Source organism: Kribbella pratensis (assembly GCF_004365355.1).
Taxonomy (GTDB): Bacteria; Actinomycetota; Actinomycetes; order Propionibacteriales; family Kribbellaceae; genus Kribbella.
Genome location: NZ_SODP01000004.1, coordinates 684,727 through 702,669, shown reverse-complemented (window position 1 = coordinate 702,669; position 17,943 = coordinate 684,727). Strand labels below are relative to the sequence as shown.

Sequence of the window (17,943 nt, the reverse complement as noted above, 5' to 3'; positions counted from 1 at the left end):
CACGTCTACAACCACGTCCACGCAATCCACCTCCCCGCGCCGCACCGCGAGCGCAACCCCGCAAGGCCCTGCCGCGTCCACGCGACCGCGGCGCCGGCGCCGTTCGGATGCCGCGCGCAGCAACCAGCCGGCCGCACAGCCTGTAGTTGCTGAAGACAACGAGACTGTTGCTCCTGACAACCGTGTGCCGGAGATTGCCCCCGACAACCGCACGTTCGCAGAGCTCGGCGTGCCGGCTCCGCTCGTGGCCGCGCTGGACGCGTCCGGTGTCACCAAGCCGTTCCCGATCCAGGCGGCGACGTTGCCGGATTCGCTGGCCGGCAAGGACGTTCTCGGTCGCGGCCGGACCGGGTCCGGCAAGACCTACGCGTTCGTACTGCCGGTCCTCGCACGTCTCGCCGCGAGCGGGACGAAGCGCCGGCCCAACCAGCCGCGCGCTCTGATCCTCGCGCCGACCCGCGAGCTCGCCACGCAGATCCAGGCGTCGATCACGCCGCTCGCGGACACGCTCGGCCTGCGGTCGATGACGATCTTCGGCGGTGTCGGACACGGCCCGCAGATCAACGGCCTGCGCAAGGGCGCCGACATCGTCGTCGCCTGCCCGGGCCGGCTCGAGGACCACATCCAGGCTGGTCACGCGAAGCTCGGCGCGGTGGAGATCACCGTGCTCGACGAGGCCGACCACATGGCTGACCTCGGCTTCCTTCCCGCCGTACGCCGGATTCTCGAGGCCACACCGGCCACGGCTCAGCGGCTGCTGTTCTCGGCGACGCTGGACGCCGGCGTCGACGTTCTCGTCCGACGCTTCATGAGCAACCCGGTCACGCACAGCGTCGACTCGGCGCGCTCGCCGGTCGCCAAGATGACCCACCACGTGCTGCACGTCCAGCCCGACACCCGGCTCCCGGTGCTGGTCGACCTGACGGCTGCGCCGGGGCGTTCGCTGGTGTTCACGCGGACGAAGTACGGCGCCAAGTCACTGACCAAGAAGCTGATCGCCCAGGGCGTCCCGGCCGTCGAGCTGCACGGGAACCTGTCCCAGGGCGCCCGGACCCGCAACCTCGAGGCCTTCTCGGACGGTACTGCGAAGACGCTCGTCGCCACCGACATCGCGGCCCGCGGCATCCATGTCGACGGGGTGACGCTGGTGATCCACGCCGACCCGCCGATCGAGCACAAGGCGTACCTGCACCGCTCCGGCCGTACGGCGCGCGCCGGCGCCGAGGGCACCGTGGTCACGCTGATGACCGACGAGCAGGTCCGCGACGTGCGCGATCTGACCCGCAAGGCCGGCATCGCCGCGACGGTCACCAAGCTCACGACCGGCGACCCGCTGCTGTCGGAGCTGGCCCCCGGCGAGCGCACGTACGTCGAGCCGCCGGCGAGGCCGGCCGTCGAGACCTCCGCGCCACGCGGCGGAGGCGGCCGATCGGGCTCGCGCCGACGTTCCGCCGGATCGACAAACCGCACCGCCGGATCGACAAACCGCACCGCCGGCTCGGGCCGCACGGCCAGCTCAGCCGGACGCACGGCCAGCTCGGTCGGCCGAGGGGCGAGTTCAGGCGGATCTGTGGGTCGGACGGGCGGCGCTGGTGGTTCGGCGCGCGGCGCGGCCGGTTCCGCGGGTCGCTCGGCCGGCTCGGCGCCGGGTTCGACTGGTTCCGACCGCCGCTCGACCGGCCGCGGCCGACGCCGCCGCGGCCCAGGCAAGCAAGCCGCCTGAGCCAGGCTCCGGCAGCAAGCCGCCTCCCGCTCACCTGGCGAGGCTCAGGCGGCCCACGCCTGAGCCAGGCTCCGGCAAGCGAGCCGCCTGAGCCGCTTCCCGCTCACCCGCTGACTGGCCGAGGCTCAGGCAGTCGAGCCGCCTGAGCCGAGCGCTGATCAGTCGTTGAGACCCCGTCGGGCCGGCGGGGTCTCGGCGCGTTCGGAACGCTACGTTGGTGGTGTGATTCGTACTGTTCTGGGGGACCTGCGGCCCGACGCGCTCGGCATCACCGACTCGCACGACCATCTGTTCTTCCGCTCGGCGGCCTTGCCCGGTCAGGAGCTGGACGACGAGGCGGCCGCGGTGGCTGAGGTACGCGCGTTCGCGGATGCAGGTGGTCAGTCGATCGTGCAATGGACGCCGTACGGGTTGAATCGGCGCGCCGAGTTGCTGGCTGGGATCTCAACCAGCACAGGGGTTTCGATCGTCACGGCGACTGGTCTGCATCGGCGCGAGCACTACCTCGACGGATTCGTCGACAAGGTGCAGGACCAGCTGGCCGAGATCTTCGTCCGCGAGCTGACCGCGGGCATCGGCGATACTCAGGTGCGGGCCGGTCTCATCAAGGTGGCCGGCGGTTTCCACGTCCTCGACGCCCACGCCGAGCTGGTGATGCGGGCGGCGGCGGAGGCGCATCACGCGACGAACGCGCCGATCGCCATCCATCACGAGCTGGGCTCCGCGGCGGACGCAGTACTCGATCTGCTGGTCGACGAGCTCGACGTGCATCCGGGCGCGGTCATCCTCGGGCACCTCAACCGCTTTCCGGATCATCGCGTGCACGTCGAGTTGGCGCGGCGGGGCGCGTGGCTGGCGTTCGACGGGCCGTCGCGGGCCAACAACGCCACCGATCCGCGGCTGATGGATTGCCTGGCCGCGCTGATCGACGCCGGGTACGCCGACCGCCTGCTGCTCGGCGGCGACACGACGACCGCTCGCGCACGGGCCTCCACCGGCGAGGGCCCTGGCATGCCGTACCTGCTGACGCACCTGCGGCCGCGGATCACGCGGTACTTCGGTGCCGACGTCGCGGACGCCGTGTTCCGGACCAACCCAGCGCGTGCCTTCACGACGGACTGGCGGGCGTAGGGGTACCTTCCGGGCATGAGTTTGATCGCGCAGGTCTTCGTGGTGATTGCCGGCGTGTTCCATGTCGTCGTGTTTGCGCTGGAGAGCCTGCTGTTCCGCAAGCCGAGCACCTATCGGCGGTTCCTGGTCAAGGACGACACCGAGATGGCGGCCGCGCGGCCGTGGGCGTTCAACCAGGGCTTCTACAACCTGTTCCTGGCGATCGGCGCGCTTGGCGGGCTGATCTGGGGTGGCGACAAGGGGCATGCCATCGCGCTGTTCGCGTGTGCGTGCATGGCCGGTGCGGGCGTCGTACTGGTCGCCTCCGATCGCCGGATGGTTCGCGCCGCGGCCACGCAGGCTGTGCCGCCGATCCTCGCGTTGGTGCTCGCAGCCTTGACTTAAAGTGCACTTGAGGACCGAATCTTCTCGGCATGACCACCCTTGCCGAGCCGACCAGCACCGACACCGGCGGCGTCCTCTCCCCGCAGTACCGCGCACTGACGATCGGGATGGTTGCCCTGATCACCCTGGTCGCGTTCGAGTCACTGGCCGTCGCGACGGCGATGCCGACGGTCGCGCAGGCGCTCGACGGTCTTCGTCTGTACGCGCTTGCGTTCGGCGGACCGCTCGCGTCGGGTGTGGTCGCGATGGTTGTCTCCGGCACCTGGAGTGACCTGAAGGGCCCGGCTCGCCCGCTCTGGCACGGTACGGCGTGGTTCCTGGGCGGGCTGCTGATCGCCGGGTTCGCGCCGACGATGGAGGTCCTGGTCGTCGGCCGGATCATCCAGGGGTACGGCTCGGGTCTGCTCACGGTCGCGCTGTATGTCGTCGTCGGGCAGCTGTATCCGGCCCGGCTGCGCCCGAAGATCTTCGCCGCGTTCGCGACCGCTTGGGTCGTCCCGTCGTTGGTCGGTCCAGCGATCGCGGGAGTGATCGTCGAACACACCAGTTGGCGGTTCGTGTTCCTCGCCGTACCGGCGCTTGCGGTGCCGGCTGCTCTGGTGATGCGGCCCGGACTGGCGCGGGCGGGCGAGCACGAAGTACGTCCGGGAAAGCTGTGGGACAAGCGGGCGATGTGGGCGATCGCGGCAGCGGTTGGGGTCGGGCTGCTGCACTACGGCGGGCAGCAGCGCGGCGTACTGCAGGTGGTTCTGCTGGTGGTCGGGCTGGGCGGCGTGATCGCGTTCGGGCCGCGGTTGTTGCCGTCCGGGACGTTCGCGTTCGGGCGTGGACTGCCGTCGGTGGTCGCGTTGCGTGGGCTGGTCGCGGCATCCGGGTTCGGTGCGGAGGTCTTCCTGCCGCTCATGCTCACCCGGGAGCGCGGGTTGTCGCCGGCGCTGGCGGGGCTGGTGCTGACGGTGAGCGCGCTGAGTTGGTCGGCGGCGTCCTGGTACCGCGGGCGGCCGAATCAGCCGTTCTCGCACTCGGTCTTCCTGCAGGGCGGCATGGTGCTGATCGTGCTGGGGATCGTGACCGCGACGTTGACGCTCAACCCGCAGGTCCCGGTGCTCGTCGGGATTCTCGGTTGGAGTCTGACCGGACTCGGGATGGGGACGGTGTTCCCGACGCTGTCGGTGCTGACCCTGGAGTACTCGGAGCGGGACGAGCAGGGCGCGAACAGTTCCGCGGCGCAGCTGAGCGACTCGTTGTCAACGGCAACTGTACTGGCGATCGGCGGGTCGTTGTTCGCGGCAATCGAACCGCATTCCGACATCACCGCGTACGTCGTGGCGTTCGGGTTCCCGGCACTGCTCGCGTTGCTCGGCGTACAGGCGGGTCGGCGTACTACTCCTTAGAACCGGTCACTGCGATGCTGGCGCCGAGGCCGATGATCATCAGGCCGCCGGTGCCGCCGACCAGCTCGAGCCGGCGCGGTGAGCGGGCGAACCACTCGCGCGCCGTACCGGCCACGACTGCCCAGACACTGTCCGAGCAGAGCGCGATCAGGATGAAGATCAGCCCGAGGACGAGGATCTGTCCCCAGGCCGGGCTGCTCGCACCCTTGTCCACGAACTGCGGGAGGACGGCCGCGAAGAACACCGCGGTCTTGGCGTTGGTCACGCCGACGAGGAAGCCTTGGCGAACGGTCTTGCGGCTGCTGCCCGGCTTCACCCCGCTGGCAAGCGCCTCCGCCAGCGACTTCCGCGATCGGAAGGCCTGTACGCCCAGATAGATCAGGTACGCCGCTCCGCCGAGCTTGACCACGGTCAACGCGATCGCACTGGCCGCGATCAACGTACCCAGACCGAGCGCGATCAGGACCAGCATGACGGCAGCGCCGAGCGTGTTCCCCACCATCGTCAAGACCGCTTCGCGCCGCCCGACCGCGAGCGCACGGCCCACGATGAACAACACGCTCGGCCCCGGAACCACGATGATGATGAACGCAGTGATCGCAAACGCAAGCAGATGATGAGCGGACGGCATCCACCCAGAATAGGTGAGACGAGTGCCGCTCAGCTGGCGGTGGCCACGGACTGGCGAATGGCCTCCGTAAGCGAGCCAAGGTCTTGAGGGCCGTCGTGGCGGTGGTTGTTGATGAAGAACGTGGGGGTGCCGGCTACGCCGCTGCGGTCGGCCGAGTCGATGTCTTGGGCAATTCGGGTGGCGAAGTCGTGGGAGGTCAGGTCGGTGCGGAAGCGCTTCAGGTCGAGCTGAAGTTCCGCCGCGTACTTCAGGATGTGTTCCAGCTCGAGGTTCTCCTGATTGGCCAGGAGCAGGTCGTGCATGGGCCAGAACTTGCCCTGCCGCCCAGCGGACTCGGCTGCCTCCGCGGCCAATTGAGCATGCGGGTGCACGTCATGCAGCGGCAGGTGGCGCCAGACGTAGCGGATGTCGCTGTTCCTCGCGAGCAGTTCGCGGGCCGTGGGCGCGGCCATCTGGGTCCACGGGCACTCGAAGTCGCCGTACTCGACCACTGTGACGACCGCATCCGCCGGACCGCGCAGATGGTCGCGGCTAGGGTCCACCGGAGTCGCCAGGTCGACCAACTGGCGACCGGTGCCCAGCAACGCCCGCGTGTGGCCGGCCATCAGGCGGTAGAAGCCCAGCGTGATGACAGAAGCGGCGACAGCGCCCGCGAGTACGCCGATCTTCGCTTCCTGCAGCGCCGTACCAGTGAAAGCAAGGTCGGCGATCAGCAGTGACACCGTGAACGGCACTCCGGCGATCAGTCCACTCCCGACAACGCCCGCCCAGCCGACGGACGGCCGCACCGAGCCGTGCGTGGTCTTCATGAGTGCCCACGACGTACCGGCGACAGCAACCGGCTTGCCCACCACGAACGCAACGAACAGACCGACAGCCACAGGTGCCGTCAGCGCGTCCGACAGCAGACTCGGCCGGAGTGAAATGCCCGCGTTCGCCAGCGCGAACAGCGGCACGATGACATAGCTGGTCGCGCTGTGGTAGGTGTGCTGCAACCGAGCGTTGGCCGACAACGTCGCGGTCAGCCCGGTGGTCGCCTCGCGTACCAGCTCCGGCGTCGGCTGCTCGCGGAACAGCCGGACCAGGGTGGTCGCCTGCTCAAGTGCATCCCGCCGTGGCAGGTACGCCGAGGTGGCCAGCCCGACCGCCAGACCTGTGACCACTGGGTCGATCCCACTGGCCAGCAGCGCGCACCACAGCACGACGGCGAGTGCGGCAAAGAGGACCCGCCGCTGCCGGTACGGCACCCGCCTGGTCGCCAGCAGTCCGCCGTACGCCGCGATCGCGACCAGCAAGCCGACGACATGCACCTCGCTCGTGTACGCGACGGCGATCACCACGAGCGACACCACGTCGTCGACGACGAACACGGTCAGCAGGAAGGTTCTGATCCGGTCCGGTACCTGCTTGCCGGCCACCGCGAGCACACCGAGGGCCAGTGCGGTGTCGGTCGACATCGCAGCGCCCCAGCCGTGCAGCCCGTCACCGGAGTGGTTGAACGCCAGGTAGATCAGCACCGGTACGACCATCCCTGCCAGACCGGCAGCGAGTGGGAGGACCAGGCGGCGGCGTTCACGTAGCTCACCGAGGTCGAACTCGCGGCGTGCCTCGAGTCCGACGACCAGGAAGAACAGCGTCATCAGGCCGCTGTTCACCCAGGTCCGGAGGTCGAGGTTCGCGGACAACGGTCCGATCCGGATCGGCAGCTCGGTCGTCCAGAAGCTCTCGTACCCGGTGCCGCTGAGGTTGGCCCAGATGAGTGCGATCACGATCGCGGCGACCAGAACGGCCGCACTGGCCGCTTCGGTGCGCAGGAATGCGCGCAGCGGACTGGTCGCGGCACTCGTCCGCGACATCCCGCTGGGGTCGAGCTCGGTCATCTGTTGCTGATCTCCTGCAGCGTCCAGGTGTTGCCGTCCGGGTCGCTGAGCTCGGCCATGCTCGCGTACGGCCGGCGCTCCGGGTCCAGGCCGGGAGCGAGTTCGCCCGCCCAGGTGTCGATCGGCTCCTTGTGCTGGACGTCGCCGACCTTGATGCCGTTGGCAACCAGTTCCCGATGGGCAGCCTCGAGGTCGTCGACGACGAGATAGTTGGTCCGCGCGGAGCCCGGCGCCGCGTCGGTCAGCCCTTCGCCGAACTGGATCGAGCAGGCCGAGCCGGGTGGGGTCACCTGGACGACGCGGAAGCCGTCGCGCGGGTGATAGTCGACGTCGACGCTGAAGCCGAGCGATCGGTAGAAGGCGAGCGACGCGTCGACGTCGCTGACCGGCAGAGTGACAACTTCGATTCGGTAATCCATCACATGTCCAGAACGAGATCGGTCGTCGGGCGGGTGCAGCAAAGCAGCGTCTGACCGTCCGGCGGGGGTTCGAGTGGAGTCGGAGAGTAGGTGACCTCTCCTGAGAGCAGTGGAGTGACACAGGTCTGACACACCCCGGTCCGGCAGCTCCAGCGGGTCGGAACATCGCATGCCTCCGCCAGCTCGAGCAGACTGCCTTCCCGCATCGCTGTAGAGATGCCACTGCGGGAGAAAGTCACTTGCGGTCCGTTTCCGGGCGGTCCGTCCGGCTGATGCGGCGTGCGGGCGGTCTGGTCGACCAGGCCGGGGTTGATCGCAGCCAGCGCACCGAACAGCTCGGTGTGGACCTGAGTGACCCCGATTGCGGCCAGTGCGGCCTGCATGTCGGTCATGAAGGCCGCAGGTCCGCAGATGTACGCCGTTGCGTCGGACGGTAGCGCCAGCTCGGCCAGCTTCGCTTCGGTGAGCCGACCGTCGACCGAGCTGTAGTAGATGCGCTCGTGGCCATTGGGCATCTGGGCGAGCAGTTCGTGCGCCTCGGAGGCGAGCGGGTGCTCGGAGGGTCCACGGGCGGTGTGGATCCACCACACCTCGCGAGAGCTACCGGCCAGCGCGTGCAGCATCGCCAGAACGGGAGTCAGCCCGATACCGGCCGAGAGCAGCACGACCGGCGTAGTGCCGTCCTGCAGGAGGAAGTCACCACGAGGTGCGGCGACGTCGAGGACCGCTCCAGCAGCCAGCCGGGTCATGTAGCCGCTGCCAACCCCGTGCGGCTCCCGCTTGATGCTGACGCGGTAGTCGGTCGTTGAGGACAGCGAGTAGCTGCGCACGGCGTCCGGCAGGCGGAAGGTCAGGTACTGGCCGGGGCGAGCAGGAGGTAGGTCGCTGCCGTCGATGGTGGCGAGGCGCACGGAGTACACGTTGGTGCTCTCCGGAACCACTTCCGTCACCCGTAGCTTGCGAAAGCCGTCCCACGCCGGCTTCGGCTTGTCGTCCGCGGCCAGCAGGTCCTGGAAGGACCCCAGCCACCCAGGACTCAACGCAGGGATCTGTACGGCGACCTGCAGCTTGGCCCGATCCCGGTGCGGCAGATAGAGCAGTGCGTCCGTGTCAGCCACGCTCAGCGCACCGGGACCGGTAGAGACCTTGACGATCGGGTCGCCGGCCTGCACCGGTCCTTCGGTGATCACGCGGCAGTAAAACCCTGGCCGGTGATGGCTGACGAGCAGCGCGGGCAGCTCGGGTTCGCCCATCCGCAGTCCGACCCGGTAGCACGTCACCCGCGGTTGCGTGACCTCCAGTTCGGCGCCGCCGATCCGGTACCGGTCGCCGATGCACACCTCGTCGTCAGGCAGCCCGTCGATGGTCAGGTTCTCGCCGAATTGCCCGTACACGAAGTCGTCCCGCCCGAAATGCTTCTCCCAGTGACGGTACGAATCGATCTGGTAGACCATCACGGCCCGCTGCTCGCCGCCGTGGCCGGCCTTGTCGCCCTGCCCGTCGCCGTCCAGGTTCAGCCGCCGGACCATCACCGGCCCGTCGACCGACTGCTTCCAGACTCCGGTGAAGACGGTCTTGCCGTTCCATTCGACGTTCTTCGGCATTCCGACGTTGACCGACAAAACATTGGCTGCGCTCATCCGGACAGTTCCTCCACGGTCAGGTCGCGATCGACACCATGCGAGACCACACCCTGACCAGGCTCCTGCCGCATCCGCTTCCCGTCCAGCTCCACCTCGACCTTGTCCGGTTCGAACGACACGAACCCTGAGATCCGGCGCACTTCGGTCCACGCGTCCTCGTACGACCACGCGGCGCGTGCCGCCGTACCGATGTCGTAGTAGCTGCACAGGCCCTTGTAGGGACAGAAGGTCTGGCCTTCGACCGGTGTGAGGGCACCGTCGGTGACGTCTTCCCGCGGCACGTACCAGCGCGGTGCGAAGCCCGACTCGAAGAGCACCAGCGGACGCGACGAGTCGGCGATGAGCTTGTCGCCGTCGCGGACGATCAGGTGCCGGCTGGTCTGGCGGATGTCGATCCGGTGGTACGCGTCGGCCGCGTGGCCGACGATCCGCTCGTCCTCCTCGTAGAAGGCGTCCATCGCCCGCCACGCGAAGGCGACCCGTCCGTTCAGTTCGCTTGCGTAGTCCGGCAGCTCCACGTGCTGCCAGGCCGAACGCGGCCTGCTCGTGTCACCGGCAGTCACCGTGTACCAAGCGGTCGCACCGAGGTCCTTGTGCTGCGTGGTCCGGTCCTCCGACTTGAGTACGTCGGCCACCACATCCTCGACCGGGAAATACGCCACCGGGTACCGCGCCGGCTCGTGCAGCAGTACGACGTCCTCGCTGTCGGCGATCCAGTTGTCGCCGAAACGGACACGCATCCGCCGCCGCGCCGGCTCGGCGTACAGCATCCGCTCCGGCAGCTCGACCGGTACCAAGAACCGTCCGATCGCTCCGGTCCCCAATGGACCTTGTTGCCAAGCCAGTCCCATCACGCATCTCCGTTCAGATCACCAGAACGCTTACGGAACACGAACGGCTCTGAGGGCTGCTCGTCGCACCGATAGAGGGTGCGACAGGCATGAATCGGTTCGCATCCGCCACTGGCTAGCCACTCGGCGACGCCGGCAAGCGCGGGATACCTTGAGGCTGTGCTTCCTCTCCATCGCTCTGCTGAGCTGACTGGGCGCGACACGGAATGCGATGCGCTCGATCAGCTCATCAGTGCGGTGTGCTCGGGGCAGAGCCGGGCGCTGGTGCTGTCCGGCGAAGCTGGGGTCGGCAAGTCGGCACTGATGGACTACCTGGCGGCTCGGGCGCACCGCGGGCAGGTAGTACGGGTGTCTGGTGTGCAGTCGGAGATGGAGTTGGCTTTCGCCGCACTCCACCAGGTGTGTGCGCCTGCGTTCGACCTGCTCGACCGGTTGCCCACGCCGCAAGCCGAGGCGTTGCGGACTGTGTTCGGTATCAGTGCCGGGCCGCCCCCGGACATGTTCCTGATCGGTCTGGGCGTTCTGAGCCTGCTGGCGGAGGCTGCGGTCGACCAGCCGCTGCTGTGCCTCGTCGACGATCAGCAGTGGCTGGACCGGTGTTCTGCGCAGATCCTGTCGTTCGTGGCTCGTCGGCTGGGCGCTGAGTCCCTTGGCCTCGTCTTCGCCACCCGTGAGGTCGGACAGATTCTCACCGGATTGCCGGAGTACCAGATCGGTGGCCTGCGTGATGCCGACGCGCGTTCGCTGCTGGACGCCGTACTGACCGCGCCGATCGATGCGCAGGTCCGCGACCAACTGGTCGCTGAGGCGCACGGAAACCCGCTGGCGTTGCTCGAATTGCCGCGTGGGTTGACCCCGGCGCAGTTGGCCGGCGGCTTCGGGCTGCCCAGCGTGACCGGTATCGAGGAAAGCTTCATCCAGCGAGTGACCGCGATGCCGCCCGAGACCCGGCGCCTGCTCCTGCTTGCGGCGGCTGAGCCCTCCGGCGACGACGCTTTGGTACGACGGGCCGCCGTACGGCTCGGGATCGATCCGCAGGCTGCCACTCCGGCGGCCGATGCGGGGCTGGCGGAGTTCGCGAACCGGATCCGGTTCCGGCACCCGCTGGTGCGATCCGCGGCGTACTGCTCCGCGTCGGCAGCCGAGCAGCGCGAGGTCCATCAGGCGCTGGCCGCTGAGACCGACGCCGCGTCCGACCCGGATCGGCGCGCGTGGCACCGGGCGCAGGGCGCGGCCGGGCCGGACGAGGAGATTGCGGAGGAGCTGGAGCGGTCGGCCGGGCGGGCACAGGCCCGGAGCGGGTTTGCGGCAACAGCTGCGTTCCTGCAGCGGTCCGCCGCGCTGACGATCGACCCGGTCAAGCGAGCCGCGCGGGCACTGGCAGCCGCACAGGCCGAGCTGCAGACCGGCGCGTTCGACTCGGCGGCCGAGCTGCTTGCCATGGCCGAGGGGGAGCAGCTCAGCGAGCTCCAGCGGGCCCGGGCGGACCTCGTACACGCACGGCTCGCGTTCCTGACCAACAGAGGGAACGACGCGCCGCAGCTGATGCTGAAGGCTGCCAGGCGGCTCGAAAAGGTCGATGTGCTGCTGGCACGTACGACGTACCTGGATGCGTTGTCGGCGGCGATCTTTGCCGGGCACCTGGCCACACCGGACGGCGATGTGCTCGCTGTCGCGCAGCTGGCCGTCGCTGCTCCCCAGCCCGACGTCGCGCGCTCTGTGGACCTGCTGCTGGAGGGTTCTGCGCTCTATTACCGGGACGGGTACGCGTCGGGTGCTCCGACATTGCATAAGGCGCTGGCCGGCTTCGGCCCTGGTCTGTCTGTCGAGGAGGAGCTGCAGCTGCTGTGGATGGCCACCACGACGGCGCTGCGATTGTGGGACGCAGAGCGGTGGGCGCAGTTGTCCCAGCGGCACGTGGAGCTCGTGCGGCAGACCGGAGTACTCAGTGATGTCGCGTTGGCTCTTACGTCGCTGGCCTATGTGTCGGTGTTCGCCGGCGACCTGCAGACGGCCGCCACTCTGACTGACGAGGTGGAGGCGGCGAACGAGGTGACCGGTGGCAAGCTCGCGCCGTACGGTCGGCTCGCGCTGGCCGCCTTCCGTGGGGATCGGTCCGAGACGCTGGCGCTGGTCGAGGCGACGCAGCGGGACGGAAGGCGACGTGGCGAAGGCATCGGGGTCGCGTTCGCGGACTGGGCGGCCGCGGTGCTCGCCAACGGGCTGGGGCGGTACCAGGACGCGTTTGATGCGGCTCATCGTGCAGGTCAGGACCGCTCGATGATGCTTTCGCCCAGTGAGTTGGTGGAGGCGGCGGTCCGTACCGGCGCGATCGACACTGCGCACCGGGCCGCGCAGACGGTCGAGGAGATGGCCAACGCGACCGGGACGGACTGGGCGCTCGGAGTGTCCGCGCGATGCCGCGCGCTGGTCACGGCCGGCGAGACGGCTGAGGGGCTGTACCGCGAGGCGATCGCCCACCTGGAGAAGACCGCATTGAAGGTCGAGCTCGCCCGTGCGCAACTGCTGTACGGCGAGTGGTTGCGGCGGGAACGGCGGCGTACGGATGCCCGCGAGTACCTCCGCACGGCACACTCCAGCTTCGAGACGATGGGCCTGGCCGGATTCGCCGACCGTGCCCGCCGTGAGCTCCAGGCAGCCGGCGGCACCGCTCGCAAGAGAGCCGTGCCGACACGCACCGAGCTGACCGCCCAAGAGGCCCAGATAGCCCGAATGGCCCGGGACGGGTTGTCCAATCCGGAAATCGCCACGCGCCTGTTCATCAGCGCCCGCACTGTCCAGTACCACCTCCGCAAGGTCTTCTCGAAGCTGGAGATCGCCAGCCGCAGCCAACTGGACCAGGTCTTGCCACGCTAGTCACGCTGCGCAGTTCCGGGGGCCTGTGCCGCTACGCTGCTGGGACGGTTTCGGTGTGGGGCTTGAGCGAAGGTGGCTGCAGGTTGACGGGTTTGGCTGTGGTCGCGCATGCCCTCACGCCTGCGTTGCAGGCGCTTGTGCTCGGCGGGGACGTGGATCCGGACCCATCGGGTCTCGAGGCGGCGCGAGAGCTGAAGCTTTCGGCCGAGGTGGTGTACGCCGGGCCCGAGCGGGCCGCCGTACGGACCGCCTCCGCGCTGGGATTCGACGCCGTGGTCGAGCCGGCCCTGCGGGACCGTGAGTACGGCGAATGGGCCGGGCGCGAGCTGGAGGAGTTGCTCGCCGCGGAGCCGACGCAGGTGGCGGCATGGCTTGAGCGACCGCACACCGCGACGCCCGGCGGCGAGACGGAGAACGACCTGATCGCGCGGGTCGCTGATTGGCTGGGCGATGTTGCCGAGCGCCACAAAGACGACAGCTCGGTGCTCGCGGTCGTGCATCCGGCGGTGGTCCGGGCGATCGTGCTGTACGTCGTCGACGCGCCCGCCGAGTCGCTCCGGCATGTCGACGTACAGCCGCTGGCGAGCGTCAACCTGTCCCTGAACGTCGGCTCCTGGTCACTCGCCCTGCGCTGAACCTCCGACCTGACCGGCAGGCTCGCGATCGTCACCAGGATGTCCACAGGTCGTCGGTTGACGGGATGCGGCGGACCTCGTCGCCTGGCAGACTGCGGTCAGTCCGGTCTCACGCCCAGGTGACCGGCTGTCACGGGGAGTCATGCCATGGACGAGCTGGCTGAGCGGTATCGCGCGAATCTCGAGTTGCTGGAAGCTGCCCGCGTCCGCCTGCAGTCAGCAGTCGACTCGGGTTCCGCGAGCGACGCCGAGCGGCGACGGCTGGCCACCGTCAAGGAATTGCTGACGCCGGTCACGGAATCGGCGTTGGATGCCGAGGGCAACGTTGTCGCCGTTCAACGGCCGCGGCAGTTCCTCAAGGTCGATGTGGATGGACAGGGGCGCGCTGTCGAAGTACTCGGCGATCTTCGGCACGCGAAGAACGTCGCGGTCCTGGTGCCCGGGATGGGGAACAGCCTGGACACCTTCCGTGGACAGTCGGACCGCGGCGACCTGATCCGGCAGGAGGCCCGTCCGTCGGAGACCGCTGTCGTGGTGTGGCTCGATTACGACTCGCCTCAGGGTTTGGTGCAGGCCGCGAGCAAGGATGCGGCGCTTGAGGGTGGGCCGCGGCTGGCGGAGTTCCTGAACGAGCTCGACGGGTTGAAGGCTGACGGCGCCGAGGTGACGGCGGTCGCGCACTCGTACGGCACCGACGTGCTCGGGCAGGCGCTGCTGGACGGCGGACGGGCCAAGCGCGTGGTGATGACCGGATCGCCGGGCATCACGAAGTACGTCGACGAAGCCTCGGACTTCGTGCCACCGCCGACCCGGCTGTACGTCGAACGCGCGCCGGGGGACTACGTCGCGTACTCCGAATGGCACGGGCCTGATCCGGCGACCTTCCCAGACGCGATCCGGATGGCGACGAACGATCCGATCGCCAACGACGAGGCGGTGTCGGTGCACTGGCACAACGAGTATTACCGCCCCAACAGCGAGGCACTCCGCAACATCGGACGGGTGGTGCGCGGCGATTTGGCTTCGATCACGACGACGGACACCAGCCGGTCCGCGGAGACCAAGTTGGTGCTTGGGACTTCGTGGGGCGGTCCGCTGAACGCAGTCGCCGGCGCAGCCTCGAAGGTGTACGACGGTGTTGTGTCACTGACCAAACCGTCGAGGGCCTCCGCCCGAGCCGCTGCCTCAGACATCGACGCCGGTGGACCGGGCGGCGGTGGGCAGGGTGGCAGCGGGCAGGGCGCCGGCGAGTTGGGTGCCGGTGAGCGGGCAGGGGCTGCTGGTCGGGGCGCTGTCGGGTCGGGCTCTGCCGGGTCCGGTGGGGTTGGTCCCGGGGCCGGCCAGCTCGGCGCCGGTGAGCGGACGGGTACTGGCGGGCGGGCTCGTGCTGCTCGGGCGACCGGGGTGACGCGCGGTCGGCGAGCGGAAGGGCCGAGGCGATGACGGGGCGTGAGTTGATGCGGAGTCAGGTGGTGGCGGCAACCGTCGTACCGGGACGCGGCGAGTTGGATGCTCGCGAGCAGACTGGCTCTGCTGGACGGAGTGCTGCCCCGGGGGCTGCTTGGGCGGCTGGGGTTGTGCGGGGTTGGCAGGCGGGAGGGGGGCGGGGATGACGGACGGTCGGGAGTTCTTGCGGAGCGAGTTGGTGGCGGTCGCGGCGGCCGTCGTACCGGATCAGCAGCCTGTGGTGACGCATGATCCTGGGCCGGTGAACCCGGGTGTGTTGTTCGACGGGCGCGGTCCCGCGACCGTCTGCCGGGTGTCGGTTGAGACGGGCAACGGGAAGGACCCGGACCCGGCAGCTGTGGTCGCGGCTGCGGCGGACGTTTTGCGCGCTCGAGGATGGAACGCCGAGGTTGCCGAGCCGGAGAACGGGCATTACCGGGTTGCCGCATCGCGTGATGGGTTCGAAGTCGCCGTACACGCTTGGGCGTCGGACTGGAGGATCACCTTCACCGGGGAGACGCCGCTGGTTTCCTGATATCGAAACGCGGCCTGGTGTCGCGTGGCTCGGCCGCACGGTGTATCACGGATACCGTGACGTTGACCGAAGCGCGAAACTACCTCCGCTCGGAGCTCATGGCGGTGGCGGCGATCGTCGTACCGGACCAGACACCGAGGGTCACCCAGGACGTCGGCCCCGCCGACCAAGGCGCCCTCTCCGACGACCGCGGCCCCGAGTCCGTCTGCACGATCACCGTCGAAACCGGCGATCCGACAACCCCCGACCCGATCGCACAAATCGGCTTCACCGCCGAAACCCTCGAAGCCCGCGGCTGGAAGGTAACGGTCTCCGACGCAACCGACGACCACCACCAACTGACGGCCCGACGCCAGGGCTACGACCTGACCGTCGACGCCCACACCACCGACTGGCGGCTAACCTTCACCGGCCAAACCCCCTACGTCGACGACCTGTAGACCATCCGGCCAAGCCGCCCCGCGCGGAGCACGCGGGGTGCTTGTCTGCACGCGGGGGGGTCTCTTAGCTGGTTGCAGCTCGTTCGGCGGCGCTTCGGAGTACGCAGAATTCGTTGGCTTCGGGGTCGTGCATTACTACCCACCCGGTGCCGTCGGGGTTGCGGTGGTCGGTGGCGATGGTGGCGCCGAGGGCGATGAGGCGTTCGACCTCTTCGTCGCGGGGGATGTCGGGTTCGAGGTCCAGGTGGACGCGGTTCTTGGCAGCCTTCTCGTCGTTGTTCTGTTCGAACAGGAGCGTCACGGAATCGGTCACCACGGCCGCGTACGGGTCGCCGGGGTGATCGTCGTCGGGGCGTGGGGCGTTCAGCACCTGCAGCCAGAAGCCGGCCAGTTCGTACGGGTTGTGGGTATCGAACGTCACCGATCGCACTCGAGATGTCATGCGCAGAGGCTACTTCTGGAAGAGCAGACGGTCGTGGGGAATTTCGGTCGCCACGTACGGCGCGAAGCCCGCCGCGACCGCGAGTTCGGTGAGCGCGGGCGCGGTCCACCGGTGGACGTGGATGTTCATCGGGTGGCCGCCGTACCCGGACGTCTTATGGCTCGACTCCGAACCGACATGGAAACCCAGCAGCAGGACACCGCCGGGAGCGAGCACGCGGTAGAACTCGGCGAAGGCCTGGGGTACGACGTCGCGCGGCAGGTGAATGATCGACCACCAGGACACGACGCCCGAGGCCGAGCCGTCGGCGACGTCCAGCGCGGTCATCGACCCGACACGAAAGTTGAGATCCGGATGGTCGCGCCGGGCGACCTCGATCATCCCGGGCGACAGGTCTATGCCGGTCACGCGTAGACCGCGCTCAGCGAGCAGGCCGGTCGTCCGCCCCGGCCCGCAGCCGACATCGAGGACTGTCCGTCCGCTACCGGCGACGAGCTTCGCGAGCAGGTCGAAGGCTTCGTTCTCCCAGTCGGCGCCGTCGACCACGAGCTCGGCGTACGAGACGGCGACGGTGTCGTACGAGGTGCGGATGTTGTCCAGGAAGTCAGTCACCCGGCCGACCCTAGAGCCGGCCGGGGACAGTTTTCAGGCCTTGCCGAGGGACTGCTTCTGGCGACCCAGGCCCTCGATCTCCATCTCCATCGTGTCGCCCGGAGACAGGTACGGGAACCGGCCCGACAGCGCCACGCCCTCCGGCGTACCGGTGTTCAGGATGTCGCCCGGGCTGAGCACCATGTACTGCGAGAGGTCCCGGATCAGCGCCGCGACCGAGAAGATCATGTCGCGCGTGTTCGAGTCCTGCCGCGGCTCGCCGTTCACCCACGACTTCAGCGCGAGGTTCGTCGGATCCACCTCGGACGCCGGCACCAGCGAGGGCCCGAGCGGGTTGAACGTCTCGCAGCACTTCCCCTTCGACCACTGTCCGCCGGAGACCTCGATCTGGAAGGTCCGCTCCGACACGTCGTTCGACACGGTGTACCCCGCGATGCAGGCGAGCGCCTCTTCGTCGGATTCGACGTACCGCGCCTGCTTGCCGATGACGACGGCGAGCTCGACCTCCCAGTCGGTCTTGGTCGAGCCGCGCGGCACGAGTACGTCGTCGTTCGGGCCGACGACAGTGTTCGGGTGCTTGAAGAAGACGATCGGCTGCTTCGGCGGTTCGGCGCCGCCCTCGGCCGCGTGCGCCGCGTAGTTCATACCGATACAGACCACCGCGCCCGGGCGGGCGACCGGCGCGCCGATCCGGAGACCGTCGACGGAGGCGACCGGCAGCTCCCCGGCGTCCAGGGCGGCGCGGGTCCGCGCGATCCCGTCGGAGCCGAGGAACGCGGCGTCGATATCGGCGGTGATCGGGGTCAGGTCGTGGACGGTGCCGTCGGCGGCGCGCACGTACGGGCGCTCCTCGCCGATCGGACCGAGGCGGAGCAGTTCCACAGAGTCTCCCTGGTTCAG

The 17,943-nt window shown here is 68.8% G+C and carries 17 protein-coding genes; 9 read left to right on the top strand and 8 right to left on the bottom strand.

Annotated features, from left to right (window positions below):
- Positions 1-184: 184 nt before the first annotated feature.
- The 4 genes from EV653_RS42625 (at position 185) to EV653_RS37740 (ending at position 4,632) form a co-directional block, all read left to right on the top strand.
- Entirely contained in the window at positions 185-1,723 is a 1,539-nt protein-coding gene (locus tag EV653_RS42625; RefSeq protein WP_370359372.1) for a DEAD/DEAH box helicase, read from the top strand.
- A gap of 222 nt (positions 1,724-1,945) precedes the next feature.
- Complete coding sequence (locus tag EV653_RS37750) at positions 1,946-2,854, top strand: phosphotriesterase family protein (RefSeq protein ID WP_134110822.1); 909 nt, start codon at positions 1,946-1,948, stop codon at positions 2,852-2,854.
- 15 nt (positions 2,855-2,869) lie between these two features.
- The gene (locus EV653_RS37745; RefSeq protein ID WP_134110820.1) at positions 2,870-3,238 is read left to right on the top strand and encodes a DUF1304 domain-containing protein; all 369 of its coding nucleotides are present in this window, start codon (positions 2,870-2,872) and stop codon (positions 3,236-3,238) included.
- Between the two features lie 29 nt (positions 3,239-3,267).
- A complete protein-coding gene (locus EV653_RS37740) occupies positions 3,268-4,632 on the top strand; it encodes an MFS transporter (RefSeq protein ID WP_134110818.1) in 1,365 nt (454 codons plus the stop codon).
- On the opposite strand, the gene EV653_RS37735 is transcribed toward EV653_RS37740, so the two are convergent.
- Genes EV653_RS37735 through EV653_RS37715 form a run of 5 tightly spaced genes read right to left on the bottom strand, consistent with a single transcriptional unit; the run spans position 4,622 to position 10,056 of the window.
- Positions 4,622-5,263 carry a LysE family translocator gene (locus EV653_RS37735; protein WP_134110815.1) on the bottom strand — a complete coding sequence of 214 codons (642 nt, stop codon included), beginning with the start codon at positions 5,261-5,263 and terminating at the stop codon, positions 4,622-4,624. The two genes, EV653_RS37740 and EV653_RS37735, sit on opposite strands and share 11 nt — an antisense overlap.
- A gap of 29 nt (positions 5,264-5,292) precedes the next feature.
- Complete coding sequence (locus tag EV653_RS37730) at positions 5,293-7,143, bottom strand: Na+/H+ antiporter NhaA (RefSeq protein ID WP_134110813.1); 1,851 nt, start codon at positions 7,141-7,143, stop codon at positions 5,293-5,295.
- Positions 7,140-7,562, bottom strand: coding sequence for a VOC family protein (locus tag EV653_RS37725; RefSeq protein ID WP_134110811.1), 423 nt, complete (start codon positions 7,560-7,562; stop codon positions 7,140-7,142). Before EV653_RS37725 ends, EV653_RS37730 begins: the two co-directional genes overlap by 4 nt.
- Positions 7,562-9,202 carry an MOSC and FAD-binding oxidoreductase domain-containing protein gene (locus tag EV653_RS37720; RefSeq protein ID WP_134110809.1) on the bottom strand — a complete coding sequence of 547 codons (1,641 nt, stop codon included), beginning with the start codon at positions 9,200-9,202 and terminating at the stop codon, positions 7,562-7,564. The genes EV653_RS37725 and EV653_RS37720 overlap by 1 nt, the downstream gene beginning before the upstream one ends.
- Positions 9,199-10,056, bottom strand: a complete 858-nt coding sequence (locus EV653_RS37715) for a DUF427 domain-containing protein (protein WP_134110807.1) — start codon at positions 10,054-10,056, stop codon at positions 9,199-9,201. Before EV653_RS37715 ends, EV653_RS37720 begins: the two co-directional genes overlap by 4 nt.
- A 159-nt stretch (positions 10,057-10,215) precedes the next feature.
- On the opposite strand from EV653_RS37715, the gene EV653_RS37710 reads away from it, so the two are divergent.
- The 5 genes from EV653_RS37710 to EV653_RS37690 all read left to right on the top strand — a co-directional run bounded on the left by EV653_RS37710 (position 10,216) and on the right by EV653_RS37690 (position 15,989).
- Positions 10,216-12,933, top strand: coding sequence for a helix-turn-helix transcriptional regulator (locus EV653_RS37710; protein ID WP_134110805.1), 2,718 nt, complete (start codon positions 10,216-10,218; stop codon positions 12,931-12,933).
- Positions 12,934-13,016: 83 nt separating this feature from the next.
- The gene (locus tag EV653_RS37705; protein WP_134110803.1) at positions 13,017-13,568 is read left to right on the top strand and encodes a histidine phosphatase family protein; all 552 of its coding nucleotides are present in this window, start codon (positions 13,017-13,019) and stop codon (positions 13,566-13,568) included.
- A 147-nt stretch (positions 13,569-13,715) separates the two neighbouring features.
- On the top strand, positions 13,716-15,011 hold the full coding sequence (locus tag EV653_RS37700) for an alpha/beta hydrolase (RefSeq protein ID WP_202872006.1): 1,296 nt from the start codon (positions 13,716-13,718) through the stop codon (positions 15,009-15,011).
- Positions 15,012-15,177: 166 nt separating this feature from the next.
- Positions 15,178-15,549: a hypothetical protein gene (locus tag EV653_RS37695; RefSeq protein WP_134110801.1), complete on the top strand. Its 372-nt coding sequence runs from the start codon at positions 15,178-15,180 to the stop codon at positions 15,547-15,549.
- Between the two features lie 56 nt (positions 15,550-15,605).
- Positions 15,606-15,989: a hypothetical protein gene (locus tag EV653_RS37690; RefSeq protein ID WP_238160710.1), complete on the top strand. Its 384-nt coding sequence runs from the start codon at positions 15,606-15,608 to the stop codon at positions 15,987-15,989.
- Between the two features lie 64 nt (positions 15,990-16,053).
- Here EV653_RS37690 and EV653_RS37685 read toward each other — a convergent pair whose 3' ends face one another.
- The 3 genes from EV653_RS37685 to EV653_RS37675 are packed head-to-tail and all read right to left on the bottom strand — an operon-like array spanning position 16,054 to position 17,925.
- Positions 16,054-16,431 carry a VOC family protein gene (locus EV653_RS37685; RefSeq protein WP_134110799.1) on the bottom strand — a complete coding sequence of 126 codons (378 nt, stop codon included), beginning with the start codon at positions 16,429-16,431 and terminating at the stop codon, positions 16,054-16,056.
- 9 nt (positions 16,432-16,440) lie between these two features.
- Positions 16,441-17,043, bottom strand: a complete 603-nt coding sequence (locus tag EV653_RS37680; protein WP_134110797.1) for a class I SAM-dependent methyltransferase — start codon at positions 17,041-17,043, stop codon at positions 16,441-16,443.
- 33 nt (positions 17,044-17,076) lie between these two features.
- On the bottom strand, positions 17,077-17,925 hold the full coding sequence (locus EV653_RS37675; protein ID WP_134110795.1) for a fumarylacetoacetate hydrolase family protein: 849 nt from the start codon (positions 17,923-17,925) through the stop codon (positions 17,077-17,079).
- Positions 17,926-17,943 lie beyond the last annotated feature (18 nt).